This is a genomic window from Aequorivita iocasae (assembly GCF_016757735.1).
Taxonomy (GTDB): domain Bacteria; phylum Bacteroidota; class Bacteroidia; order Flavobacteriales; family Flavobacteriaceae; genus Aequorivita; species Aequorivita iocasae.
In genome coordinates this window covers 364,542-388,144 of sequence record NZ_CP068439.1, presented here as the reverse complement: position 1 = coordinate 388,144, position 23,603 = coordinate 364,542, and the positions used below count along the sequence as shown (strand labels likewise).

General features: G+C 38.9%; 24 protein-coding genes and 1 tRNA gene. 13 read left to right on the top strand and 12 right to left on the bottom strand.

The genetic code is table 11. The annotated features are described in order from the left end of the window. Positions 1-31 precede the first annotated feature (31 nt). From proS to rpsT, 3 genes are all read left to right on the top strand, one after another. Entirely contained in the window at positions 32-1,507 is a 1,476-nt protein-coding gene (proS, locus tag JK629_RS01860) for a proline--tRNA ligase (protein WP_202336949.1), read from the top strand. 81 nt (positions 1,508-1,588) lie between these two features. Further along, positions 1,589-1,660, top strand: a tRNA-Glu gene (locus tag JK629_RS01855). Between the two features lie 27 nt (positions 1,661-1,687). After that, positions 1,688-1,939 carry a 30S ribosomal protein S20 gene (gene rpsT / locus JK629_RS01850; RefSeq protein WP_045080838.1) on the top strand — a complete coding sequence of 84 codons (252 nt, stop codon included), beginning with the start codon at positions 1,688-1,690 and terminating at the stop codon, positions 1,937-1,939. Between the two features lie 53 nt (positions 1,940-1,992). On the opposite strand, the gene JK629_RS01845 is transcribed toward rpsT, so the two are convergent. From JK629_RS01845 to surE, 4 genes are all read right to left on the bottom strand, one after another. Next, a complete protein-coding gene (locus tag JK629_RS01845; RefSeq protein WP_202336948.1) occupies positions 1,993-3,087 on the bottom strand; it encodes a hypothetical protein in 1,095 nt (364 codons plus the stop codon). 71 nt (positions 3,088-3,158) lie between these two features. Then, positions 3,159-3,596: a pantetheine-phosphate adenylyltransferase gene (gene coaD, locus JK629_RS01840; protein WP_202336947.1), complete on the bottom strand. Its 438-nt coding sequence runs from the start codon at positions 3,594-3,596 to the stop codon at positions 3,159-3,161. Positions 3,597-3,651: 55 nt separating this feature from the next. Next, positions 3,652-3,939, bottom strand: a complete 288-nt coding sequence (locus tag JK629_RS01835; RefSeq protein WP_202336946.1) for a hypothetical protein — start codon at positions 3,937-3,939, stop codon at positions 3,652-3,654. Between the two features lie 10 nt (positions 3,940-3,949). Then, positions 3,950-4,726 (bottom strand): 5'/3'-nucleotidase SurE, encoded by a 777-nt coding sequence (gene surE / locus JK629_RS01830; RefSeq protein ID WP_202336945.1) that lies wholly within the window; start codon positions 4,724-4,726, stop codon positions 3,950-3,952. Positions 4,727-4,914: 188 nt separating this feature from the next. On the opposite strand from surE, the gene JK629_RS01825 reads away from it, so the two are divergent. The 3 genes from JK629_RS01825 (at position 4,915) to JK629_RS01815 (ending at position 9,114) form a co-directional block, all read left to right on the top strand. Then, positions 4,915-7,119, top strand: coding sequence for a carboxy terminal-processing peptidase (locus JK629_RS01825; protein WP_202336944.1), 2,205 nt, complete (start codon positions 4,915-4,917; stop codon positions 7,117-7,119). A 62-nt stretch (positions 7,120-7,181) separates the two neighbouring features. Continuing rightward, a complete protein-coding gene (locus JK629_RS01820; RefSeq protein ID WP_202336943.1) occupies positions 7,182-8,288 on the top strand; it encodes an ABC transporter permease in 1,107 nt (368 codons plus the stop codon). 10 nt (positions 8,289-8,298) lie between these two features. After that, on the top strand, positions 8,299-9,114 hold the full coding sequence (locus tag JK629_RS01815) for a DNA/RNA non-specific endonuclease (RefSeq protein WP_202336942.1): 816 nt from the start codon (positions 8,299-8,301) through the stop codon (positions 9,112-9,114). 11 nt (positions 9,115-9,125) lie between these two features. Here JK629_RS01815 and JK629_RS01810 read toward each other — a convergent pair whose 3' ends face one another. The 7 genes from JK629_RS01810 to purH form a co-directional block, all read right to left on the bottom strand. Then, complete coding sequence (locus JK629_RS01810) at positions 9,126-9,614, bottom strand: hypothetical protein (RefSeq protein WP_202336941.1); 489 nt, start codon at positions 9,612-9,614, stop codon at positions 9,126-9,128. Positions 9,615-9,679: 65 nt separating this feature from the next. Then, positions 9,680-10,936 carry a rod shape-determining protein RodA gene (gene rodA, locus JK629_RS01805; RefSeq protein WP_202336940.1) on the bottom strand — a complete coding sequence of 419 codons (1,257 nt, stop codon included), beginning with the start codon at positions 10,934-10,936 and terminating at the stop codon, positions 9,680-9,682. After that, positions 10,936-12,801 (bottom strand): peptidoglycan D,D-transpeptidase FtsI family protein, encoded by a 1,866-nt coding sequence (locus JK629_RS01800; protein WP_202336939.1) that lies wholly within the window; start codon positions 12,799-12,801, stop codon positions 10,936-10,938. Before JK629_RS01800 ends, rodA begins: the two co-directional genes overlap by 1 nt. Then, the gene (locus tag JK629_RS01795) at positions 12,798-13,307 is read right to left on the bottom strand and encodes a rod shape-determining protein MreD (protein WP_202336938.1); all 510 of its coding nucleotides are present in this window, start codon (positions 13,305-13,307) and stop codon (positions 12,798-12,800) included. The genes JK629_RS01800 and JK629_RS01795 overlap by 4 nt, the downstream gene beginning before the upstream one ends. Further along, a complete protein-coding gene (gene mreC / locus JK629_RS01790) occupies positions 13,294-14,124 on the bottom strand; it encodes a rod shape-determining protein MreC (RefSeq protein WP_202336937.1) in 831 nt (276 codons plus the stop codon). The genes JK629_RS01795 and mreC overlap by 14 nt, the downstream gene beginning before the upstream one ends. Positions 14,125-14,224: 100 nt before the next feature. Further along, positions 14,225-15,253: a rod shape-determining protein gene (locus JK629_RS01785; RefSeq protein WP_045080783.1), complete on the bottom strand. Its 1,029-nt coding sequence runs from the start codon at positions 15,251-15,253 to the stop codon at positions 14,225-14,227. 63 nt (positions 15,254-15,316) lie between these two features. Then, positions 15,317-16,849, bottom strand: a complete 1,533-nt coding sequence (purH, locus tag JK629_RS01780) for a bifunctional phosphoribosylaminoimidazolecarboxamide formyltransferase/IMP cyclohydrolase (RefSeq protein WP_202336936.1) — start codon at positions 16,847-16,849, stop codon at positions 15,317-15,319. Positions 16,850-16,993: 144 nt separating this feature from the next. Here purH and JK629_RS01775 point away from each other — a divergent pair, with 144 nt between their 5' ends. Further along, positions 16,994-18,250, top strand: a complete 1,257-nt coding sequence (locus JK629_RS01775; protein WP_202336935.1) for an ABC transporter permease — start codon at positions 16,994-16,996, stop codon at positions 18,248-18,250. Here the strand turns inward: JK629_RS01775 and JK629_RS01770 are convergent, their stop codons facing one another. Beyond that, positions 18,251-18,706: a GAF domain-containing protein gene (locus tag JK629_RS01770; RefSeq protein ID WP_202336934.1), complete on the bottom strand. Its 456-nt coding sequence runs from the start codon at positions 18,704-18,706 to the stop codon at positions 18,251-18,253. It abuts the gene before it with no gap. 144 nt (positions 18,707-18,850) lie between these two features. On the opposite strand from JK629_RS01770, the gene xrtF reads away from it, so the two are divergent. From xrtF to JK629_RS01740, 6 genes are all read left to right on the top strand, one after another. Further along, entirely contained in the window at positions 18,851-19,396 is a 546-nt protein-coding gene (xrtF, locus tag JK629_RS01765) for an exosortase family protein XrtF (protein WP_202336933.1), read from the top strand. After that, the gene (locus tag JK629_RS01760) at positions 19,393-19,827 is read left to right on the top strand and encodes an exosortase F system-associated membrane protein (protein WP_202336932.1); all 435 of its coding nucleotides are present in this window, start codon (positions 19,393-19,395) and stop codon (positions 19,825-19,827) included. Before xrtF ends, JK629_RS01760 begins: the two co-directional genes overlap by 4 nt. 41 nt (positions 19,828-19,868) lie before the next feature. Beyond that, positions 19,869-20,417, top strand: a complete 549-nt coding sequence (locus tag JK629_RS01755; RefSeq protein WP_202336931.1) for a DUF3347 domain-containing protein — start codon at positions 19,869-19,871, stop codon at positions 20,415-20,417. Positions 20,418-20,473: 56 nt separating this feature from the next. Then, the gene (locus JK629_RS01750; RefSeq protein ID WP_202336930.1) at positions 20,474-20,893 is read left to right on the top strand and encodes an HYC_CC_PP family protein; all 420 of its coding nucleotides are present in this window, start codon (positions 20,474-20,476) and stop codon (positions 20,891-20,893) included. A 433-nt stretch (positions 20,894-21,326) separates the two neighbouring features. Then, positions 21,327-21,785, top strand: a complete 459-nt coding sequence (locus JK629_RS01745) for a DUF305 domain-containing protein (RefSeq protein WP_202336929.1) — start codon at positions 21,327-21,329, stop codon at positions 21,783-21,785. A gap of 78 nt (positions 21,786-21,863) precedes the next feature. Next, a complete protein-coding gene (locus tag JK629_RS01740; protein ID WP_202336928.1) occupies positions 21,864-23,600 on the top strand; it encodes an efflux RND transporter periplasmic adaptor subunit in 1,737 nt (578 codons plus the stop codon). Positions 23,601-23,603: the final 3 nt, after the last annotated feature.

Below are 23,603 nucleotides of genomic sequence, written 5' to 3'. Positions count from 1 at the left end.
TAGACACAACATTTGTGCCAAAAACCGGGCTATGGCAAAGAATTTAACAACAAGAGCAGAAGATTATTCCAAGTGGTACAATGAGCTGGTAATCAAGGCAGACCTTGCCGAAAACTCAGGAGTTCGTGGTTGTATGGTTATAAAACCTTACGGATATGCCATTTGGGAGCGTATGCAGGCAGAATTGGATAGAATGTTTAAGGAAACTGGCCATCAAAATGCTTATTTCCCACTCTTTATTCCAAAATCATACTTCAGTAAGGAAGCGAGCCATGTGGATGGTTTTGCAAAGGAATGTGCCGTTGTTACTCACTATAGATTAAAAAATGCCGAAGATGGAAGTGGGATAATTGTTGATCCTGACGCAAAACTGGAAGAAGAACTTATTGTGCGTCCCACTTCAGAAACAATTATTTGGGATACCTACCGAAAATGGATACAGTCTTATCGAGATTTACCGCTTTTAATAAACCAATGGGCAAACGTAGTGCGTTGGGAAATGCGTACGCGTCTGTTTTTACGCACCGCAGAATTTCTTTGGCAGGAAGGCCACACTGCGCACGCCACCAAAGATGAAGCCATAGCCGAAGCGGAACAAATGATGAATGTGTATGCTGAATTTGCCGAAAATTATATGGCCATTCCAGTTGTAAAAGGAACAAAGACCGAGAGCGAGCGCTTTGCCGGCGCCCTTGAAACTTACTGTATTGAGGCCTTAATGCAAGACGGAAAAGCATTGCAGGCTGGCACTTCACACTTTTTGGGTCAGAATTTTGCGAAGGCATTTGATGTGAAATTTGCGGCCCAAGATGGTTCATTGGATTATGTCTGGGCAACCTCGTGGGGAGTGTCTACACGATTGATGGGTGCTTTGGTTATGACCCACAGTGATGATAACGGTTTGGTGCTGCCTCCAAATTTAGCACCAGATCAAGTGGTGATTGTGCCTATTTACAGAAAAGATGAAGAATTTGATGCCGTAAATGAAGTTGCATTAGATTTGATGAAGAAATTGCGGTCCAAAGGAATTCGTGTTAAATATGACAATCGTGATACGCACAAACCGGGATGGAAATTTAATGAATACGAGTTGAAAGGTGTTCCTGTCCGTATAGCCATTGGTCCAAAAGATGTGGAAAAAGGGACTGTGGAACTTGCGCGAAGAGACACGCTACAAAAAGAGTTTATAGCCAATGAAAATGTTGTAGATAAAGTAATTTCTTTAATGGATGAAATTCAGGAAAATCTTTTTCAAAAAGCGGCTTCATATAGAACTGAGCATACTACTGAAGTTGCTTCGTATGAAGAATTTAAGTCCGTTTTAAATGAAAAAGGAGGCTTTGTGCTGGCCCATTGGGATGGCACTTCCGAAACCGAGGAGCGAATTAAAAATGAAACAAAAGCGACCATTAGATGTATTCCTTTGGAAGGTGATAGTACCTCGGGAACGTGCATTGTTACTGGTAAGCCATCCGAAAGAAAAGTACTTTTCGCAAAGGCATATTAATTTTTTTTGAAAAAAGTTATTTAGGATTTGCGCCATTCAAAAATTGTTGTATTTTTGCATCCGCATTTGAAAATAAAAAATGGTCCGTTCGTCTAGGGGTTAGGACGCCAGGTTTTCATCCTGGTAACAGGGGTTCGATTCCCCTACGGACTACAAAAATTAGAATTTAAGAAAAACACAATGGCAAATCACAAGTCAGCATTAAAGAGAATAAGAAGCAACGAGGCAAAGCGCTTGCGTAACCGTTACCAGCACAAAACTGCCCGTAACGCCATGAAGAAGTTTCAAGAGCTTTCTGATAAGAAAGAAGCTGAGGCTATGTTTCCAAGCGTTGTTTCTATGATCGACAAATTGGCGAAGAAAAATATTATTCATTCGAATAAAGCTTCCAATTTAAAATCGAACATGGCTAAGCACGTAGCTGCACTATAATTTCTTTTTAATAAAAAAATTTAAAAACCCTTTCAGGAAACTGAGAGGGTTTTTTATTTCAATATTTTGAAGGACTCAAACGATTTTTTGAGACTATCCCAGGCAAAATGGGCGCCTTCAATTTGTGGTGACCATTGCGCAGAACAGAAGTAGATATAATCGTCGTTTTTCAATAGCCTGTAAAGACGGTATATACTGAAACTGGCATAGGGTTCGCCATCTAAGGTTACATTTTTTAACTTGTTTTTTGTGGTCCAGAGAAGGGAGTTCTCGTCGGTTTTGAGGGAATCAATGGGCTCTTTGATAATCGATCCAAAATTGAGAAATAAATTGGGCAGGCTACTGTCCAGAAAAGGAGTGTCTATATCGTTTTTATCCATCGCCATTATTTTGAAATCGACCGCAAAACCAATTTTTGATACATTTTCGGTTTGGTTCAGTTTTACACGTGCGTCTTTTATTTCTTCTTCGGAAACTTCGGTTCCTTCTTTTTTGAACTTTTCTACCATATTCACCAAGTATTCCTCAATGCTTTCGGTAGATGTATTTTCGTCCATTTCAATAGCCTTAGGCTCCCCAAAAACTACTGATACTATCTTTGCGTTGAAAAATAGTTTTCCGTAGGGAGAATTTGCTGTAATCAATTCTTCCAGTTGGTTATCCGGAAGATTTGTAAAGTAAGTGCTACGAACAAAATCTGCATATTTTATAAATTTTGGAGCATGCCATCCATCGCCAACTGGTTTTTTAAAAGAAAACTGCAGCATATTATCTGTAAACATATTTAGCCCTGTTTCCAGTTCTTTGGTAGTGCTTTTTTCGGGATCTACTGATATTTCCATAGTATCCACTTTAACAGTTTGCTGCACTCGTTGAAGCTCGGTGGTGGCTTTTATTTTTTCGATATCAGACTTCCGGTGCTGAAATCTATCCATAAATAGTGCTGCCAAAACAGCCAATGCCAAAAGGAGCATCAAGATAGGATAGAGGGTAAATATAGGTTCCGAAGCAGGAGTGAGAGTCATGGCGAGCAATAAAATAGCTTCCATTACCAAAACAATTAATGCTACAAGTTTAATCCAATTACTGACGGAATCTAAGATGGATGATCTTTTTTCTTTTTCTTGTGAAGTGTTTTCCTGCCCCATAACTTGAAAACTTTATTTGGTTAAAATTAGTTCTCATAAAGATAGGAATTATTCGCTGAAATTAAATTTTTTTAGGGTATTAAGTCTTGATAATCACCCCCATGCCTTGCGATATCCCTAACAATTGAAGAAGAAATATGTGAAAACTCCGGGCTGCAGATTAAAAAGATACTATCTACTCCGTTAACCTTTGCATTGGCTTGTGCGATAGACTGTTCATAGGCAAAGTCGATACTGTTGCGAAGCCCACGAACAATAAATTGTGCTTTTTCATTTTTGCAGAAATTTGCCGTAAGTCCTGTATAACTTTTTACTTTAATTTTGGAATTATCACCAAACGTGTTTTTTATAAATTGGATTCGCTCTTCCAAGGAAAACATGGTTTTTTTATCGGCATTCACGCCAATGGCAATAATCAATTCATCAAAAAGCGGCAGCGCACGTTTTATAATATCTACGTGCCCAAGGGTTATGGGGTCAAAAGTTCCGGGAAAAACTGCGCGCTTCATTTTTAATGATATTTGGTTACTAAGTTAATGACTTAATATTAAAACAATTTTCTTTTCAGAAAAATTTCGAAATCAAAATAGCAAGCGCGGCGATAACGGTAGCTAAAACCACACCACGTGCACGGTAGTATTGATTCTTTTTTAAAAGAATAAAAAATACAATTAAATTTAAAATTGCGCCCAATGCAATCAAGCTTCCCAGAAAATCATTTTCCAGTGCTGCCTGTAATGTTGACTCCAGGCTAAGTTCAGAAAAAAAGAAAATGTATAGATAGGTGCCCGCCATATTTGCGAGCAAACCGATTACTAAACCAATAAGAACTTCTTTAATGTGTGGTTTCATTTTATTCTTTTTAGAAATCCCAGGTATTAAGTTCTTTCATCGCGTGGTGTGCCGTTAGGTCAAACTGTACCGGAACCACGGACACAAAACCATTGTGGAGCGCCCATTCATCGGTATCTTCACCTTTGTCCTCGTTTACAAATTCGCCAGTTAGCCAATAATAATCACGACCCAGTGGATTGGTTCTTTTATCAAATTTTTCTTCCCAATGGGCGTTGGCTTGGCGGCACACTTTAATACCCTTAATTTCTGAAGCATTTAATTTTGGGATGTTCACATTAAGCACCACGCCCTTTGGCAGGCCATTTTTTATGGTTTGCTGAGCAATGGCTTTTACAAACTTTTTTGCGGGTCCGAAATCTGCCTCCATTGAATAATCCAAAAGTGAAAACCCGATGGATGGAATACCCAGCGTTCCCGCTTCCACAGCGGCACTCATTGTTCCGCTGTAAATTACGTTGATGGATGAATTACTTCCGTGGTTTATACCGCTAACACAAAGATCGGGCTTTCGTTTTAAAATTTCGTTCACAGCTATTTTTACACAGTCTACGGGCGTTCCGCTGCAACTGTACTCTTTGTGTGGATCACCATTCACTACGTTTATACTATTGCAGTACAATGTATCGTTAATAGTTATGGCGTGACCCATTCCGCTTTGGGGCGAATCTGGTGCAACTACCATAACGTCTCCCAATGTATTCATTACATCAATTAAGGTACGGATACCAGGCGCGTTGATGCCATCGTCATTGGTTACTAATATCAGTGGTCTTTTTTTGGACATAAAATCTTTTAAATTTTGAAAAACAAAAATACATTTATTAATGCTGTCCCGACAGCCTTCGGAAACAGAATTCTGGATTTAGGACCGAAAAAAACTGTTTAACAAAAAATTAGTACCAATATACTTTAATGGCACAGTTTTTTATATAATTTAGGCACTCATAAAATAATACCACGACTATGCGGATAATGAAAAAGAATTTTAAAGTTTTGTTTTTGGCGGTTTTCGTTTCTGTGGCTTCCTGCAGTTTTACGACCAAGGAGTTTAACGATCCCGATAAGGATAAACTACTTATAGACCTTATTACTTATGTCCTTCAAAAAGGGCATTACGACCCTAAAGATATCAATGACGAATTTTCAGCAGAAGTCTATAAAGATTTCATCAACGGACTCGACCCGTTAAAGAGATATTTCCTGGCTTCAGATATTGAGGAATTCAGCAAATATAAAACAGAAATAGACGATCAACTCAAGAATAAGGATTTGTCGTTTTTTGATTTGGTTTATGAGCGTTTCAATGAAAGAATGGAAGATGTAAAGAAAATTTATCCGGAAGTGCTCGATAAACCATTCGATTTTTCTTTAAATGAAACCATAAATGTTGATTATGATAATCTTACGTATGCAAATTCTATAAAAGAATTAAAAGCACGCTGGAAACAGCAGTTGAAATTTACGACACTTTCTTCATATTATGATTTGGTGGAAGATCAAAAGAATCGCGAAAAGGGAATTACTTCGTCTACCGAAAAAAAGGATGAAATGGATACTTCCGAAGTTTCAAATACTGCAAAAAGTGCCTCAGCAGATGAGCCTTTTGAGCGAAAATCAATGGCAGAGCTTGAAGAGAAAGCTCGCGAGACAACCAAAAGTTCACTGGATGAATATTTTGATTTTACTAAAGATTTGGAACGCAAGGACTATTTTTCAATCTATTTAAATACTATAGTTGAAGAGTTTGATCCGCACACCAATTATTTTGCGCCGCCCGATAAAGACAGGTTCGATCTTCGTATGTCTGGAAAGTTGGAAGGTATTGGGGCTAGGCTTCAAAAAAAGAACGATTACATCACTATTATTGAAATCATAAGTGGTGGCCCAGCCTGGCGCAGTGAGAAAGTAGAAGTAGGCGATGTAATTTTAAAAGTGAAACAAGAAGATGAAAAAGATGCGGTCAGCATTGTGGGCATGCGCATTGACGATGCCGTAAAATTAATCAAAGGACCAAAAGGCACCAAGGTTACACTTACCATTAAAAACGTGGACGGAACTATTTCTGATAAAGTGATTACCCGCGATGTAGTTGAACTTGAAGAAACCTACGCAAAATCGTCGTTGATTGATAAAGGCGATCGCAAATTCGGGCTTATCAACCTACCGCAGTTCTACTTTGATATGGAAAACTACAAAGAACGCAATGCTGCAACCGACGTTAAAAAGGAAATTCTTCGTTTGAAAGAACAAGGAATGGAAGGTTTGGTTTTGGACCTTCGCGACAATGGTGGAGGATCTTTGCGCACAGCGGTTGATATTGCTGGGCTTTTCATCAAAAAAGGACCCGTAGTGCAAGTAGCTTCAAACGGAAATAAGGAAGTGCTTGAGGATAAAGATAGCGAGATTGTTTGGGACGGACCGTTGGTGATTTTGGTGAACGAACTTTCTGCTTCGGCTTCCGAAATTCTTGCTGCAGCCATGCAGGATTACAAACGCGCCATCATTATAGGAAGCAAGCAAACCTATGGTAAGGGTACGGTTCAAAACGTAATTGATTTGAACCAATGGCTTCGTAAAAATGATTTGGGCGATTTGGGTGCCTTGAAAATCACTTCTCAGAAATTTTATCGTGTAAACGGAGGTTCCACCCAACTGGAGGGTGTTAAGAGCGATGTGGTTATGCCAGACCGCTACAGCTATATAGATGTAGGCGAGAGAGATTATGACAATCCCCTTCCTTATGATAAAATTGATGCCGCAAAATATGATGTTTGGGATGGTTATATAGATTATGATGAAACCATCCAAAAAAGTAAAGAACGAATGGCACAAAACGATCAGTTGAAGTTGATTGATGAAGATGCGCGATGGATTAAGGCCCGTAGGGATGAAAAAGAAGTAAATTTAAATTTTGAAACTTACAGTGCCGAAATCGAGCAACGCAAGCAGGAGACAAAACGTTTTGATGCCATTGATGAATATGACAACCAGCTCACTTTTGAATCCTTACCCTATGAAACCGCATTGATGAAGAAGGATACCACACTTTCTGAAAAACGTAAAAGATGGCATAAAAATCTAAGTAAGGATATGTATATTGAAGAAGCAGTCCATGTGCTTGAAGATTTAAAACTCAACAACATCAAGGCCGGAAAAGTTGCAGATATTAAAAACTAGTATTATGTAAACCGAATGTGTGTTTCTGAATGAAACACGCCAAATTTTACTAAATTTGAAGTGTGAAAAACACTACTTCATTAACTAAGATAGCGCTCCGAAAGTTCAAGAAAAACTTTTGGGGCGTTTTCAGTTTGTGCTTTTTGTCACTTTGTGTTTTGGTGGCGATTTTTGCGTATGCCTTGGCTCCAGATAATTCGCAGAATGCAAACCAGATGCATCTTTCCATTCATTCCAAGAACCCGGGATTCTCTGTACAAATGCTTACAATTCCTGCAAAAGTGGAAGCGCAGCAGGAGCTATCGGTTTTCTTTTTCGGAAAGAAAAATGCGGACACTGAGGTTCCAATTTCAAAATACAGACTAAATAATAATTCCATTGAAATTACAGAATATACCCCCGATGGCACAGAGGGCTTGCAAAAGAATTTTGCGCTTTCGCTTTTTCCAGATGTAACTTCAGCGGGGGAGATTCCCAACAAATATATTTCTGAAAAAAAGTTCCTTCTCGGCACCGATAAGTACGGTCGCGACCTTTTGAGCCGAATGTTGATAGGGATCCGAATTTCATTGGCTATCGGGTTTGTTGCGGTTTTTATTTCGTTGGTAATAGGAATCACTCTCGGAGCTATTGCGGGTTACTTTGGCGGAAAGATAGACGCAGCTATCATGTGGCTTATTAATGTTACTTGGTCGATCCCTACGCTATTATTGGTAATCGCTATCACCTTAGCGCTCGGAAAAGGGTTTTGGCAGGTTTTTATTGCAGTTGGTTTAACAATGTGGGTAGAAGTTGCTCGTGTGGTCCGCGGGCAGATAATGGGCGTAAAACAGATGCAGTACGTTACCGCCGCCCGAGCTTTGGGCTTTAATGATCTCAGAATAATTATAAAACATATATTGCCAAATAGTATGGCGCCGGTTATCATTATTTCAGCTGCCAATTTTGCGGGAGCCATACTCATTGAAAGCGGCCTTTCCTTTCTCGGAATTGGAGCCCAACCGCCTATGCCAAGCTGGGGCGGGATTATTAAAGATCATTATGCATATATCATTTTGGGGAAACCTTACTTGGCTCTAATTCCCGGTTTGGCGATTATGAGTTTGGTTACCGCTTTTATGTTGATTGGCAATGCACTTCGGGACGCAATGGATGTTCGGAATGCTTAACAGAATTTAAATGAACCGAAAATACATTTACCCTTTAGTAATTATCATCGTAACCGTTGCATTGTATTATGCAGACGACTTTTTGTGGGAAGAAAACATTTCCACTTCAGAAATTTCAAAAACTACAAATAATACCTCTGAAGAATTTGATGACTCGTTTCTTCCTACTTCAACCACGGGAGCCGTTGTAAAACACAACTATTTCACACTATCCTATTCCGAAGAAAATGAAGAGGCAGAGTGGGTGGCGTACGAATTGAAAAAAAGCGATTTGACTAAGAATGAATTTGAGAGGCCTTATTTTATTGAAGATAAAAGTGTAAAAACAAATTCTGCAGATTGGCGCAATTATAAAAACTCTGGTTACGATCGTGGCCATCTTTGCCCCGCTGGCGACAGGAGGATGTCTTTTGAAGCTTATAATGAAACGTTTTTAACCAGTAATATAAGTCCGCAGGATCACGATTTTAATGCGGGAATCTGGAACCGACTGGAGCAGAAAGTTCGCTATTGGGCAGAAAAATATGATGGTGTTTATATAGTTACGGGCGGAGTTTTAAAAGGAAATTTGAAAACCATCGGCTATGAAAATGTATCGGTTCCCACTGAATTTTATAAAATAGTGGTGGATGCTTCTGATGGAAATTATAAAGCAATTGCTTTTTTGATTCCGAATAAATCTTCAAGCGAATCTTTTTACAAATATGCAGTTTCCATTGATGAAATTGAAGCGAGAACCGGAATCGATTTTTTTCCGCAACTGCCAGATTCCATAGAAAATAAGTTGGAATCAATGATAGATCTGAAAAGTTGGGGGAGAAAGTAAGTTAGCAGTAATTATTTGTTAAGCTTATTTTTATCAATTTCTTTCATTAATACTTCATTCAATTTGAAGATATTAGATAAACTTGAAATGTCCTTTTTTCTCGTTCCGCCAGAAAAAATTAAATATTTTCCTTCTAATCCGATAACAGGATTTTTAGACTCCATTAAAGGTATAGTGGCTTTACTCATTAAGATTGCTTCAGAATATTCACTTTTAGTTCCAGAAAAACTATAGGCTTCAGATCTATGAGAGATAATATATGAAGAGAAAATGTATGACAGGTTTGTTAAAAAGTTGGATTTCGAAAGTTTACAAGAAGCAAAATCAGATTTTAAATCTACTTTTTTTGATTTAATAGTTGTTTTTGTAATCCTCTTGTTCCATTCAACTTCAACATTTACAGACCAATTATCACCTTTATCAACAAAACTAATTTTTCCTTTATGAAGGGTTTTCATTGCATTGACAATAGATTGAATGTATTTATGTGTTTTTTCCAAAAAAATATTTTTTCAACTTCACCTTTGATTTGTGATTTCTCACGATAGCAATCAGGATTGATTTTTCAAGAAAAACTATAATTCGCCCCATCCAACTTTACAAAAATAAAGAGCAAAATAGTAAAGCCCCAGAGTGCCGAACCGCCATAACTAAAGAAAGGTAAAGGAATTCCCACCGTGGGAAAAATACCTGTAACCATCCCTACATTCACAAAGAAATGAAAAAATAGTATTGCTGCAACGCTATACCCATACACCCTTCCAAACTGCGATTTCTGTTTTTCGGCTTTAAAAATAATCCGCAATATAAGTCCTACAAAAAGGAGAACTACAAGCATGCTTCCTACAAAGCCCCATTCCTCGCCCACGGTGCTGAAAATATAATCGGTGTGTTGTTCGGGGACAAAGTTTCCTTTGGTTTGCGTGCCTTGTGTCCAGCCCTTACCAAGCCAGCCACCATTTGCTATCGCAATTTCACTTTGGTGGGTGTTGTAGCCTATTCCGCGGGCATCCACTTCTTTTCCCAAAACAATGTTGAATCGGTCGCGGTGGCGTTGTTCAAAAACATTGTTGAAAATATAACTCACCGAAAAAGCAAAGGCAATACATCCCACGGCAATTAAGGCATATTTTATAATACTGGGGCGCTTTTTTCTATTTCTGAAAAAAATGATTCCGCCAATAATTAAAATTGCAACTGCAACCCAAACCGCGCCAAAGGCAAGTGTAGAAACAAAAAGCATGACAGCAAATAAGCCTAACAAAAGGTAAACCCCGTGCAATCCTTCTCTATAAAGTGTAAAGACAAACGCAGCATAAATCAGGGCGCTGCCCGGATCTGGTTGCGGAACAATCAAAACGGCAGGCAAGGCTATAATGGTGAAAGCTGCAATTTGGTGCTTCAGCTCCTGCATATTTGTTTGAATGTCACTCACATATTTTGCGAGTGCCAAAGCAGTTGCGGCTTTTGCAAATTCACTGGGTTGAAGACTGAAACTACCAAAGGCATACCATGAGGTTGCACCCGAAATATTTTTTCCGAAAACAAAAAGTCCCAACAAAGAAACTAATGAAATGATATAAAAAACACTTGCGAATTTTTCGTAAAACTTTGATTCTATGGCAAGCAAAAATATAATCAGAAGTATGCTAAACCCAATAAACATAAATTGTCGGGCGTAGATTTGGTCAAAATCCCAAAAGCCTTTTGCAGTGTCACTCAAGGATGCTGAGTAGATGTTGACCCACCCCATAATTACAAGGGCGATGTACATAAAAATCATCAGCCAATCAAAGCGTACATAAGTTCTGCCTCCTGCCATTAGCGGTTAATTGAAAAAGGTTGTCCGCTGTAGGGTTTGGCGTATTCTGCTTCCAAACTGCCTTCCAGCACATATTTTTCCATATCGGTCCGGGTTATTTCACCTTTAAGATATTTTTCAATCATAAGGCCTGCAATCCGTCCCGCCCATCGCGAACCCCAATAGCCGTTTTCCACAAAAACCGCAATGGCGATTTTTGGATTGTCTTTTGGCGCAAAGGCTACAAAAATGGAGTGATCGGTAAGTTGAACCCGTTTGCCATTAATTTTTGTAAAATTTTCTGCCGTCCCAGTTTTTCCACAAATTTCTATTCCCGGAACTTGAATGGAAGAGGCGGTACCTCGTTGATATACCTGAAACATTCCTTCCACAACTGGCTTGAAGTGTTCGGGTTCTACAGTAGTGTAATGCTTTTCTTTAAATTTCTGCGGAATGGTGTCCGGACCAATAACATTTTTGATTACGTGAGGCGTGTAATAATAACCTCTATTTGCTATGGCTGCGGTAAAGTTTGCCATTTGCATTGGCGTCAATAAAACCTCACCCTGCCCGATAGCGTTAGAGATTGTTGCCAATGAAGACCAGTTGTGGGTTGGGAAATCGTGAATTTTGTTATAATATTTTGAGGTTGGGATATTACCTCGTTTCCCACTTGGGAGATCGTAACCCAAAAAATCGCCTAAGCCAAAACTCAAAAGCCCTTCGCGCCAATGATCAATACCTTCACGTGGATTGGGATATTTATCGATAATACGCTTGTAGACATTACAGAAATAAGCATTGCAACTATTTGCAATTCCGCCCACCATTGCAAGGGGGCTAGGGTGGGAGTGACAGCCTAAAGTTCGGTTGCCATAGCGATAACCATGATAACAGGCAAAGGTATCAAGTGTATCCACAACGTTTTCGTGGAGACCGATCAATGCCGTTAAGGTTTTAAAAGGTGATCCTGGCGGATATTCACCCATCAAAACCCGGTCGTAAAGTGGCTTGCTAATAGTATCATACCACAATTTTGTAAAATTCTTTGACCTATCTCGCCCCACCAATAGTGAGGGGTCATAACTTGGTGCAGTTACCAAAGCGAGTATTTCACCACTTTCAGGTTCAATAGCAACAATACCGCCCCGTTTGTGAATCATTAATTCTTCACCATATTTTTGAAGCACCGCATCAATGGTCAATTGTACATCGTGGCCACGCTCGGGCAAAGTGTCAAAAATTCCTTCTTTGTAGGGTCCAATGTCTCTGTTGAAGCGATCTTTCTGAATATATTTCACGCCTTTTACGCCGCGCAACACTTCTTCGTATTCCTTTTCCACACCGGCGGTACCAATAAGTTCTCCCATTTGGTAATACGGATTTTTTTCAATAATGGCGTTGTTTACCTCGGCAATGTAACCCATTACGTTTGCCGAATGGTCCACTTGATATTCGCGAAGGGAACGCCGCTGAATGTAAAACCCTTCGTATTTGTACATTTTTTCTGAAAGGGAAGCATAATCTGCCTTGTTGAGTTGGGGAATTACAACCGAGGGCAATCTTGGCGAATACACTCGTGCTTTATGAAGAATTTCCTTGAATTCTTCCTTTGTAATTTTCAACAGACCGCAAAATTCCAAAGTGTCAAGCGGTTTAACGTCGCGCGGTATCACCATCACATCATATGAAGGTTGGTTGGAAACCAAGAGTTTCATATTTCTGTCAAACATATAGCCGCGCTGCGGATAATCATACATTACCTTTATAGCGCTATTTTGTGAAAGCGAATCGGAAGAAGCATCATAAACCTGCAGATAGAAAAGTCTTGCGGTAAAAAGCACACCGCTCAACAAAACCAATGCTATCAATACTATTTTTCTCATGAGGACTTTCTATTGAAAAGTATCATTGTGCACATTACAACAATAATGGTGAACAAGGCTGAAAAAAACGTAGATTTCAACAGTAACAGTATATGCTTAAAGCTGAAAATTTCCAAAGAAAACATTACAAAATGATGCATAAAGACTAATGAAGCGATATAAGTGAGCCTTTCCATAGGGTCGGCTTTCTTGATTTTGACGCTATTGTATTCATAACTTACACCAAAAGAGTATTTTAAAACCACGGGGCGTATGTACGCTATAAATGCGCATGCAGCGGCATGCACACCACCGGAATCCTCAAAAATATCTATGGAAAGCCCCAAAAGAAAACTGAGAAAAATTAAAAGTCCTTTATTCCCGTCTAAAGGGTAAAGAAGTATGAATAAGATATAAAGATATGGATTGATGTAGCCTGCAAGATTCACATTGTTGAGCAGTAGTACCTGAAGGAAAACCAACAGTACAAAACGGACAATATTTATAAGGATATCACTGTTCGACATCTTTCACTCCTTTTTCCAGTTCCAAAATTTCTTTTGCTTCGCTGTTTTCTATTAAATATACGTGTTCAAGGCTTGTCATATCATTGAAAAGTTCAATGTTCACATAATAATAATTGTTATCTTTATCAAGTTGAAAATCTTTTATAGTGCCTATTAAAATGCCCTCTGGAAAAATGGTAGAGCGCCCACTGGTTACAATAGTGTCACCTTTTGCAAGCGGTGCAATTCTCGGGATGTCTACTAATTGAATTACGTTTGGTTTTTTTGTGTCCCATTTTAGGGAGCCGAAATGTCCCGAATTTTTATGCTTTGCATTTATTCTACTTTCGGTGTTCAAAATAGATTGCACGGTTGCGTAATTTTCCGAAACATCGCTCACAATACCAACAATTCCTTTTGAAGAAATTACGCCCAAATCAATTTTTAAGCTATCGCTTCGGCCTTTATCAAGGGTAAGCTGATTTTTGGTTTTTGAATAGTTATTGTTGATTACCCGCGCAGTAAAATAGTTGAATTTATTGGGAAGCACGGTGCTGTCCAGTTTTTCAACATTTACTACTTCCTTAAATTGATCCAATTTCTTCCGAAGCATTAAATTTTCCTGCAGTAATTGTTCATTTTCCTTGCCGAGATTCAGGTAATCAGCAATATTATTTCTGAAAGTAAATATTCCTCCCGTTATAAAATTGGCAGAGCTTATATATTTGTCGTTGTGATAATTGTGCGTTTGGATAGTGAGCCCTACGGAAATTGTAAAAAGCACGGCAAACAACAGGAAATTTTTATTCCGAATGAAGAAAAATATAATCTGCTGCATTGCTTTGTGGGGTTAAAATATTCTGCTTTCTAATGGGAGCAACGCCATAAATGGGCAATTATTCTATTTAAGTTTTTCAGTGAAATGATTTTTCTGAAAACTATTTAATCAGCACGCTTTTATATTTGTTCAGGTTTTTTAAGCAAATACCAGTTCCACGAACTACAGCGCGTAATGGGTCTTCAGCAATATAAACCGGAAGATCGGTTTTTTGCGAGAGCCTTTTATCCAATCCGCGAAGCATCGAACCACCACCTGCAAGATAAATCCCGGTGTTGTATATATCTGCGGCGAGTTCCGGAGGCGTTTGCGAAAGGGTTTCCATTACAGCATCCTCAATGCGAAGAATGGATTTATCCAAAGCTTTTGCAATTTCCCTATAAGAAGTTTGAACCTGTTTGGGTTTTCCGGTTAGCAAATCTCGGCCTTGTACGTCCATTTCATCTGGTGGAAGCTCAAGATCTTCGGTGGCCGCCCCAATCTGGATTTTTATTTTTTCAGCAGTTCTTTCACCCACATAAAGATTATGTTGGGTGCGCATGTAATAAACAATATCGTTTGTGAAAACGTCGCCTGCAATTTTTATGGATTTGTCGCAAACAATACCACCAAGGGCGATTACGGCAATTTCGGTAGTTCCGCCTCCAATGTCTACAACCATATTTCCTTTTGGTTGCATAATGTCAACACCAATACCTATGGCGGCCGCCATTGGTTCGTGGATCAAATAAACTTCTTTTCCGTTAACGCGTTCTGCACTTTCCTTAACCGCGCGCATTTCTACTTCGGTAATTCCACTGGGAATACAAACCACCATTCGCAACGAAGGTTTCAGCCATTTCTTTTTTAATGCAGGAATATCGCTGATAAACATATTTATCATCTTTTCACTCGCGTCAAAATCTGCAATTACACCGTCTTTTAAAGGGCGTATTGTTTTAATGTTCTCGTGGGTCTTTCCCTGCATCATCGCGGCTTCGCGGCCTACGGCGATTATTTTTCCGGTAGTTCGGTCGCGCGCAACAATTGACGGCGCATCAACCACAACTTTATCGTTGTGGATGATCAGGGTATTTGCGGTACCAAGGTCAATGGCTATTTCTTCAGTCAGGAAGTCAAAAAATCCCATAGTTTAAATTGGTGGTATTGAAGGTTAACGTGTAAGGTTTGTTTTTAACAAATGTAATAAAATTTAATGCTTAAAATGACGGGTTCCTGTAAATACCATCGCCATTTCGTGTGCGTTGCAATAATCTATGCTCAGTTCGTCTTTAATAGAGCCACCTGGCTGAATTACAGCAGTTATTCCTGCATTGTCCGCAATTTCTACACAATCGGGAAACGGAAAAAAAGCATCGCTCGCCATTACGGCACCTTCAAGGTTAAAATTAAAGGCTTTTGCTTTTTCTATGGCTTGCCGTAATGCATCAACGCGGCTGGTTTGGCCGGTTCCGCTGGCGCAAAGTTGTTTTCCCTTTGCCAAAACGATAGTGTTTGATTTTGTGTGCTTGCAAATTTTTGAAGCGAACAACAAGTCTTCTAACTCTTCGGAATTGGGTTTATTGTTTGTGGCGTGCGTTACAATTTCAGCACTGTCTGTAATATTGTCTTTATCCTGTACCAAAACGCCGTTCAAACAAGTTCTAACGGTTGTTGAAGGTAGTTCAATTTCTTTTTGAACCAACAAAATTCGATTCTTTTTTCCTTCTAAAATTTCCTGTGCTTTTGTAGAAAAAGAAGGTGCAATTACCACTTCGCAGAAAAGTTCGTGGATATCGTTTGCGGTTGCTTCGTCAATTTCAACATTGCTGATTAAAATTCCTCCGAAAGCTGAAACTGGATCGCCCGCCAAAGCAGCCATATAGGCTTGTTGTGCGGTTTCGCGTTGTGCAATTCCGCAGGCGTTGTTGTGTTTTAAAATTGCGAAAGTTGGCGCTTCGCCCTTAAACTCGTTCATCAAATTTACAGCTGCATCAACGTCCAAAAGGTTGTTGTAGCTCAGTTCCTTTCCGTGAAGTTTGGTGAACATTTCATTAAAATTTCCGAAGAAATATCCTTTTTGGTGTGGGTTTTCACCGTAACGCAATTCCTGTCCGTTGGTTTCACTCAGTTTAAAAGCCGGCAACTTTTCTTCTTGGTTGAAATAATTGAAAATTGCGGTGTCATAATTTGATGAAACGTTAAAAGATTTTGCAGCAAAACGTTTGCGATCTTTTAAGGAAATTTCGCCATTGTTTGCTGAAATCAATTCCACAAACTCTGCGTAATCGTCCACTGAGGAAACACAAATGGTATCTTTAAAATTCTTCGCTGCGGCTCGAATCAAGGAAATTCCGCCAATGTCTATTTTTTCAATAATATCTGCTTCCGAAGCGCCCGAAGCAACGGTCTTTTCAAAAGGATACAAATCAACGATTACGGCATCAATCTGCGGAATGTTGTATTGCTCCATTTCTGCAACATCGCCTTCGTGGTCCTGACGGTTTAAAATTCCACCAAAAACCTTTGGATGAAGAGTCTTTACGCGCCCGCCCAAAATGGAAGGATAATCTGTAATGTCTTCTACCGCAATTACTTCAATGCCAAGGTCATTTATAAACTTTTCGGTGCCTCCAGTAGAGTAGATTTTTACGTTTTGTTCGTGTAGTTTTTTAACAATGGGGGCCAGGCCTTCTTTGCTGAATACGGAAATTAAAGCGGATGTAATCTTTTTGGAACTGTTCATTATCGAAAATTAAGGAGCAAAAGTACATAATTGCATAGTAAATTTGTAACATAACAGCAGAGAAAACGTCTTACTTTTCATAATTTTATCAACCCTTTGAGAGTTGGAAGTTGAAAACTCCCAATCATTAATCTAAAGTTATAAATGCTAATATACCTTCGCGTTTTAAAGGAAAGTTTCAATTTTGCGCTCAATGCGCTTCGAAACAATAAATTACGGACTTTTCTTTCGTTGGTGGGCGTTACAATCGGTATTTTTTCCATTATCGCGGTATTGGCGGCGGTTGATTCTTTAAAACGTGAAATTGAGGGCAGCATCAGCGGGCTAGACAATAGTACCATAATTATTATGCGTTTCAACTTTGGACCAACGGATATTCCGCGTTGGAAGTGGCAACAATTTCCCGATGTTACTTTTGATGAATATCAATATCTGGAAAGAAATACACCGAATATTGAAGCCGCAACTTTTACGTTAAATGTGCCAAATGAAAGCGTAAAATACGAAGATAGGCAAGTAGATAATGTACCTATTGGCGCGGTAACAGATAGTTATTACTACATAGAATCGCTGCAGCTTTCCGAAGGACGATTTTTTAATGGTTCAGAGTCAAACAGTGGTTCTATGGTCATTGTTTTGGGCGAGGAAATTGCCAATCAGCTTTTTGGCGATGCGGCATCTGCCATAGGCAAGGAAGTGCGCGTGTATGGTAGAAAATTTAACGTTATTGGCGTGTTGGAAAAAGAGGGCGCGGGTCTTTTCGGGAATTCTAAGGATACTTCCATTTGGATGCCAGTGAATGTTGTGCGAAGAATTTATGGTGATAATAATAAAAACACCTTTCCGCAGATTGTAATAAAACCCGAAAAAGATGTGGATATTGCCGAATTTAAAGCAATGCTCACCCAACAACTTCGAACCAAAAGAGGATTAAAACCAGATGAAATAAGTAACTTTTTTATAAATCAATTGCAGGGTTTTACTGATTTTATAGATGAAATTACGACAAGTATGAATATAATTGGTTTGATAATCAGTGGATTTTCACTGCTTGTGGGCGGTTTTGGGATTGCCAATATTATGTTTGTGAGTGTGAAGGAAAGAACTAATTTAATCGGTATTCAAAAATCTTTGGGTGCAAAGAATAAATTTATACTATTTCAATTTTTGTTTGAAGCTGTTATTCTTTCTGTAATCGGCGGATTGATCGGGCTGTTTTTGGTTTTTATCGTTTCAATAATCGCTTCTAGTTTTACGGGCGATTTTGAATTTATTCTCTCGCCTTGGAATATGTTCGTTGGAACGGCAATTTCTGCCGCAATCGGTTTAATTTCGGGAATTCTGCCTGCTATTTCAGCTTCAAAATTAGATCCTGTTGAAGCAATCAGAACGGGAATGTAGTTAAAGAATTTTCGCAACTTCTTCATTGACCCATTCCAAAAAGCGCTCGTCTTCTGGTGAAAAAGGGTCTTCTACGTGCGAATCGATATCGATCTGCCCAATGTTTTTTCCATCCTTAAAAAGCGGAATTACAATCTCGGATTTTACAGTGATGCTGCACGCAATGTAATTGTCCTGAGCTTTTACATCAGGCACCACAAAGTTTTTATTGCTCACTGCCACTTGTCCGCAAATTCCTTTTCCGAAGGGTATAACCGTATGGTCCGTTGGTTCGCCCGCAAAAGCTTTTAGGTGTAGCGTTTTTTCTGCTTCATTTGCAAAATAGAAACCAACCCAATCGTAATACCCTATGGAAGATTGAAGCAGTTCGCAAACTTCTTTTAAACGTTGTTCGGCACTTTCGTTATCGTTTGCAAGAATTGTAGTTACTTTTGGTTTTAAGTGTGTAAAAGGCATTAGGTTTGTATATGTTGATTGCTTTGGCAAAAGTATTTCAAAACGGTTACAAACACCAAAAACAAATCCTGTATTTTTGTTAAATATAAAAGCAGGAAAATATAATTTTTACTGCATGAAGGCCAAATTTTAAACCCACTTTAGTTGAATAAACTTTTTGAGAAATACAAAACCGTAATTCGCTTTGTGTTGCTTTTTATGGGCACATATCTTTTGTTGAGCGTAGGATATTCGTTTTATTTAACCATATCGGGGGATGGAAATTATTTTCCTGATTTTGTAACTAATCTCGTTGCCTTGCAAAGTGCGACCATTCTGGAAAGTGTCGGTTTTACCTCAGGTTTGACACCTGATTTAATGGAAAAATCAATGTTGTTGACCATTGATAACAGTTATACTGTAAGTATCGTGGAGGGCTGTAATTCAATCAGTGTGATTATTTTATTTGTAGCTTTTGTTATTGCCTTTGCTGAAAATTTTAAAAAAACGGTATTGTTTATTCTTGCGGGAGCAGTATTAATTTATATAGTAAACTTACTGCGTATTGCAATTTTGGTAGTTGCGCTTTACAAATATCCACAATATGAAAATGTGCTCCATTCCGTAGTATTTCCTGGTATAATTTATAGTCTGGTATTTATACTCTGGATGATTTGGGTGCGGATGCTGAAACCAAATTCAGCTAAATGAAAAGGACTCTAAAAATATTTGGCTTTATAATTCTCGCAGGTTTGCTGGTCTTGATTCGCACTTTTGAAAACTCCCTGTTTTACGACCCATTGCTTCTTTTTTTTGAAATGGATTACAAATCAATGCCGTTGCCAAAAATGGACACCTTTGCGCTACAAACGGGTATTGCATTACGATTTTTGTTGAACACCATTATTTCCTTGGCCATTCTTTGGCTGGTCTTTAAGGACAGGGAAATCATTAAGCTTTCCCTCATACTTTACAGTATACTTTTTGCAATACTTTTTATGGCTTTCAGTTTTATTATTTTCACTTCGGAAGAATCTAGCGGGCATTTTGTGCTGTTTTATGTTAGAAGATTTCTAATTCAGCCTTTGTTATTACTTATTTTGCTTCCCGCTTTTTACTTTCAGAAATACAAATCGAGCTGATTTTTTAATACCTTTGCATCTCTAAAAATTCTATTTATCCTATGAAAAATGTAATCCTGATTTTCTTCGCTTTTATGTCGTTTACAGTTATTTCCTGTAAAGACAACACAAAGGAAAACGAGCCAGAAGTTGTAACGGTTGACAATACTGAAGCCACAGCCAAAGCCTACGAACTTCCAGAAGCCGAAGTAGAATTCAACGACCCCAAGATGGAGGCTATTTTTGATCAATATTTACAGGTTGAAGCAGCATTAATTAATACCGATGCCGGTAAAACAGCCACCGAATCATCAAAACTTGAGGCGCTTCTTAAAGATGTAAATGCAGATGAGGCTACTCAAACGGCAGTTGCAGCAATGGCAACTTCCGAAGATATCAGTGTTCAGCGCCAAAACTTCGAAACCTTGAGCAGCAGCATTGAAAAGATGCTACAGGGAAGCTTAAAATCCGGAACACTTTACAAGCAATATTGCCCGATGGCTTTCAACAATAAAGGAGCCTATTGGATAAGCAGCAGCAAAGATATTTTAAATCCATATTTTGGCGATAAAATGCTGAAATGCGGAAGAGTAGATTCCGAGGTAAAATAATTTTACAAAGCCTTCCATTTCAATGGGAGGCTTTTTTTTTGTATTTTTGCGAAAGCATGAAAAAAACCATTTCCATATTCTTATCCATACTGATGCTCGCAAGCAGTTCAGGGATAGCCTATGCGCAGCACTTTTGCAGCGGGATGGAAATGATGGCTGAGGTTACTTTGGGCGAAAAACATCTTTTCTGCGGAATGGAGAAAGATGCCCCAGCATCTGATTGTGGTGATGAGAGCGTTGCTCCCGAAGCCCATAATTGTTGCAAAAATCATATTACTAAGATACAAACCGACGACAATTTTGCAAAAGCTTCGTTTGATTTGAAATTGAACAAAACCTTTGCGGCTACCTTCGTTTCGGTATTTGTGCTGCAGGAAGTAGAAATAACTTCCGCTGAAAAAATCTTCTTTGCGGATTATAGTCCGCCACCACTCGAACAGGATTTAAATATTCTGTACGAGTCTTTCCTAATTTGATTAATGCCCGCGCCAGCGGGTATCCCATGGCATACCTCCATTTAACTTTGGAGGCAAATCATCATATTAATCAAACTTTCGCTAATGCAAAACTTTCTAAAACCATGGTTTGACTACCTATTCGCCGCCAAGCGTGACGATGGATGAATTCAAATCTGATTCATTTTCGCTTTTAAGAAGACGGCCTCTGTGTGTACAATTGCTTTCTTATTGGCTTCAACTAAATTTTTTGTGAACCGAAATCTATGAAAATATCAATATATAAAAATAAAGGATTCAAAACCAATTTAAGACGAGGGGTTTAATCCCCAGATTTATTATAAGGCTGCATTTATTTCGTCTTTAATGAGTATCCGTCCAATGCGCTGTGCAATAAAAGCCCCATTAATAAAAGAGAGTTTAAAATATAAAGCAGAAAACAAAAAATACCATTATGAAAAAATCAAATTATACAAAATTCATATTGATGCTTGCAACATCCTTTGTCGCAATGTATATCACAATGTATTTGAACACTTATGAAATAGACCACGTTTATTTTAGCCTAACTAGGTTTTATATGGCCTGTATCGGTATTTCAGCAATGGCTATAATAATGCTGCTATTTATGCTGAAAATCTATAAGAATAAGAAAAAAAACAGAGCTATAGTTATTGGCAGTATTTTACTTTTTATAAGTGCTACTTTATTAGTTCGCCAACAACAACCCATTGGCGATATTTTATGGATGAAAGCCATGATTCCACATCACTCAATTGCAATTTTGACCAGTAAAAGAGCAGACATTGAAGACCCAGAGGTTAAACTGTTGGCAGAAGAAATCATTAAAGCACAAGAAAGAGAAATTGAAGAAATGAAAGGATATATAAAGCGTCTGGAAGCGAAAAAATAAAAATAATACCTACAATAAGATAGTTTCTCCCAATAGCCGTGGGAATCGCAATGATACCTTGTAGGAAAATAAAATAATATGAAAAAATACATTATTTACATCGCCATTTTAGCATTAGGACTTGTTCTGGGCTATGTGTTCTTTGGAACTTCCTTGGAAGGTTCTTCAAACACTAAAAACATTTCCGAAAAGGACAGGAACCACGAAAGTGAAACCCAAATGTGGACCTGCTCCATGCACCCACAGATCCTCCAGCCCGAACCAGGCGACTGTCCCATCTGTGGTATGGAACTTATCCCTGCCACATCTGATGGCGATGGACTGGGACTGCACCAAATAAAACTTTCTAAAAATGCTATGGCCCTAGCCAATATCCAGACTACCGTCGTGGGAGGAAGTGAAGGTGCCGATGGAACACTGAAGCTTTCGGGCAAAATTCAGGAAAACCAGGAAGGCAATGTTATTCAAGCTTCTTATTTTTCAGGTCGGATTGAAAAGTTAGACGTCAATTTTACAGGCGAAAAAGTAAAACGTGGACAATTGTTGGCCACTATCTATGCACCCGAACTGGTTGCGGCACAACAGGAACTTATTACTGCTGCTTCATTAAAAGAGTCGCAACCCAATCTTTATCAAGCGGTGCGCAACAAACTGAAATTATGGAAACTTTCGGAAAAGCAGATAAACGCCATTGAGGCTTCAGGTAAAGTACGCGAAAATTTTCCCGTTTACGCCACTGTTTCTGGAACGGTTTCCGAAAAATTGGTCAACGAGGGAGATTATGTGAAACAGGGACAGCCTCTTCTCAAAATAGCTGACCTCAACAGCGTTTGGGCGATGTTCGATGCATACGAAAATCAACTCTCCAGCCTACAAGTTGGGCAGGAGATTAAAGTGACTACCAATGCATATCCCAATAAAGAATTCCATGCAAAAATTTCATTTATAGAACCTACATTGACCACAACCACAAGAACCGTAAATGTTCGCGCGGAACTAAATAATGAAAACGGAATACTAAAACCCGGGATGTTCGTTGAGGGTATAATTACCGATGCTGCCCCAAGCAATAATAACAAAATATCAATCCCTAAAACAGCAGTGCTTTGGACTGGAAAACGCTCGGTAGTCTATGTGAAATCCAACCCCGAAGAACCGATTTTTGAAATGCGTGAGGTTTCTTTGGGTGCCACAATGAACGACAGCTATGAGATTATCAGCGGTTTGCGTCCTGGAGAGGAGGTTGTTACCAACGGAACTTTTACCGTGGATGCTGCCGCCCAATTGCAGGGTAAAACCTCAATGATGAACCACCAAGGCCCATTGGAGAAGAAAAAAGCCAGTGGCACACTGAAAACCGTACAAATGAAAATGGAGCTACCGGAAAATTTTCAAAAAGATTTTTTACCCGTTATTGACTCCTATATCACCTTAAAGGAGGCCTTTGTAACTTCTAATTTTAAGGTGGTAAAACCGAAAGCAGAAGCAATGCTCCATCAACTAAAAAGTATCAAAACCGAAGGCTTGCACAAAATGGAGAAAGGGCACCTTTTCAAGATAAAGGATATGCTCGTGGCCATAACGGAGAGCGCGGACATTGAAAATCAGCGGGACCATTTTATCATTCTTTCAGAAAATATGGTGGCCATTACAAATAATATAAAAATGTTGCCAAAAGCCATTTACGTGGCTGAATGCCCAATGGCAAATAGCAACCGGGGTGCGGTTTGGCTGAGTCATTCTCCAGAAATCCACAATCCCTATTATGGTGATGCTATGCTGAACTGCGGAAGTGTAATAGATACCATTAAATAAGGA

Excerpts from the sequence above, each read along its gene's own strand:
- JK629_RS01760 (WP_202336932.1), top strand. The coding sequence starts at position 19,393 with ATGAAAAGGACTCTAAAAATATTTGGCTTTATAATTCTCGCAGGTTTG.
- purH (WP_202336936.1), bottom strand. The coding sequence starts at position 16,849 with ATGAACAGTTCCAAAAAGATTACATCCGCTTTAATTTCCGTATTCAGC.
- JK629_RS01800 (WP_202336939.1), bottom strand. The coding sequence starts at position 12,801 with ATGAGAAAAATAGTATTGATAGCATTGGTTTTGTTGAGCGGTGTGCTT.
- JK629_RS01770 (WP_202336934.1), bottom strand. The coding sequence starts at position 18,706 with ATGCCTTTTACACACTTAAAACCAAAAGTAACTACAATTCTTGCAAAC.
- rpsT (WP_045080838.1), top strand. The coding sequence starts at position 1,688 with ATGGCAAATCACAAGTCAGCATTAAAGAGAATAAGAAGCAACGAGGCA.
- JK629_RS01785 (WP_045080783.1), bottom strand. The coding sequence starts at position 15,253 with ATGGGATTTTTTGACTTCCTGACTGAAGAAATAGCCATTGACCTTGGT.
- mreC (WP_202336937.1), bottom strand. The coding sequence starts at position 14,124 with ATGCAGCAGATTATATTTTTCTTCATTCGGAATAAAAATTTCCTGTTG.
- JK629_RS01835 (WP_202336946.1), bottom strand. The coding sequence starts at position 3,939 with ATGAAACCACACATTAAAGAAGTTCTTATTGGTTTAGTAATCGGTTTG.
- JK629_RS01740 (WP_202336928.1), top strand. The coding sequence starts at position 21,864 with ATGAAAAAATACATTATTTACATCGCCATTTTAGCATTAGGACTTGTT.
- JK629_RS01750 (WP_202336930.1), top strand. The coding sequence starts at position 20,474 with ATGAAAAAAACCATTTCCATATTCTTATCCATACTGATGCTCGCAAGC.
- coaD (WP_202336947.1), bottom strand. The coding sequence starts at position 3,596 with ATGAAGCGCGCAGTTTTTCCCGGAACTTTTGACCCCATAACCCTTGGG.
- JK629_RS01745 (WP_202336929.1), top strand. The coding sequence starts at position 21,327 with ATGAAAAAATCAAATTATACAAAATTCATATTGATGCTTGCAACATCC.
- proS (WP_202336949.1), top strand. The coding sequence starts at position 32 with ATGGCAAAGAATTTAACAACAAGAGCAGAAGATTATTCCAAGTGGTAC.
- JK629_RS01825 (WP_202336944.1), top strand. The coding sequence starts at position 4,915 with ATGAAAAAGAATTTTAAAGTTTTGTTTTTGGCGGTTTTCGTTTCTGTG.
- JK629_RS01775 (WP_202336935.1), top strand. The coding sequence starts at position 16,994 with ATGCTAATATACCTTCGCGTTTTAAAGGAAAGTTTCAATTTTGCGCTC.
- JK629_RS01795 (WP_202336938.1), bottom strand. The coding sequence starts at position 13,307 with ATGTCGAACAGTGATATCCTTATAAATATTGTCCGTTTTGTACTGTTG.
- JK629_RS01815 (WP_202336942.1), top strand. The coding sequence starts at position 8,299 with ATGAACCGAAAATACATTTACCCTTTAGTAATTATCATCGTAACCGTT.
- surE (WP_202336945.1), bottom strand. The coding sequence starts at position 4,726 with ATGTCCAAAAAAAGACCACTGATATTAGTAACCAATGACGATGGCATC.
- JK629_RS01755 (WP_202336931.1), top strand. The coding sequence starts at position 19,869 with ATGAAAAATGTAATCCTGATTTTCTTCGCTTTTATGTCGTTTACAGTT.
- JK629_RS01845 (WP_202336948.1), bottom strand. The coding sequence starts at position 3,087 with ATGGGGCAGGAAAACACTTCACAAGAAAAAGAAAAAAGATCATCCATC.
- rodA (WP_202336940.1), bottom strand. The coding sequence starts at position 10,936 with ATGGCAGGAGGCAGAACTTATGTACGCTTTGATTGGCTGATGATTTTT.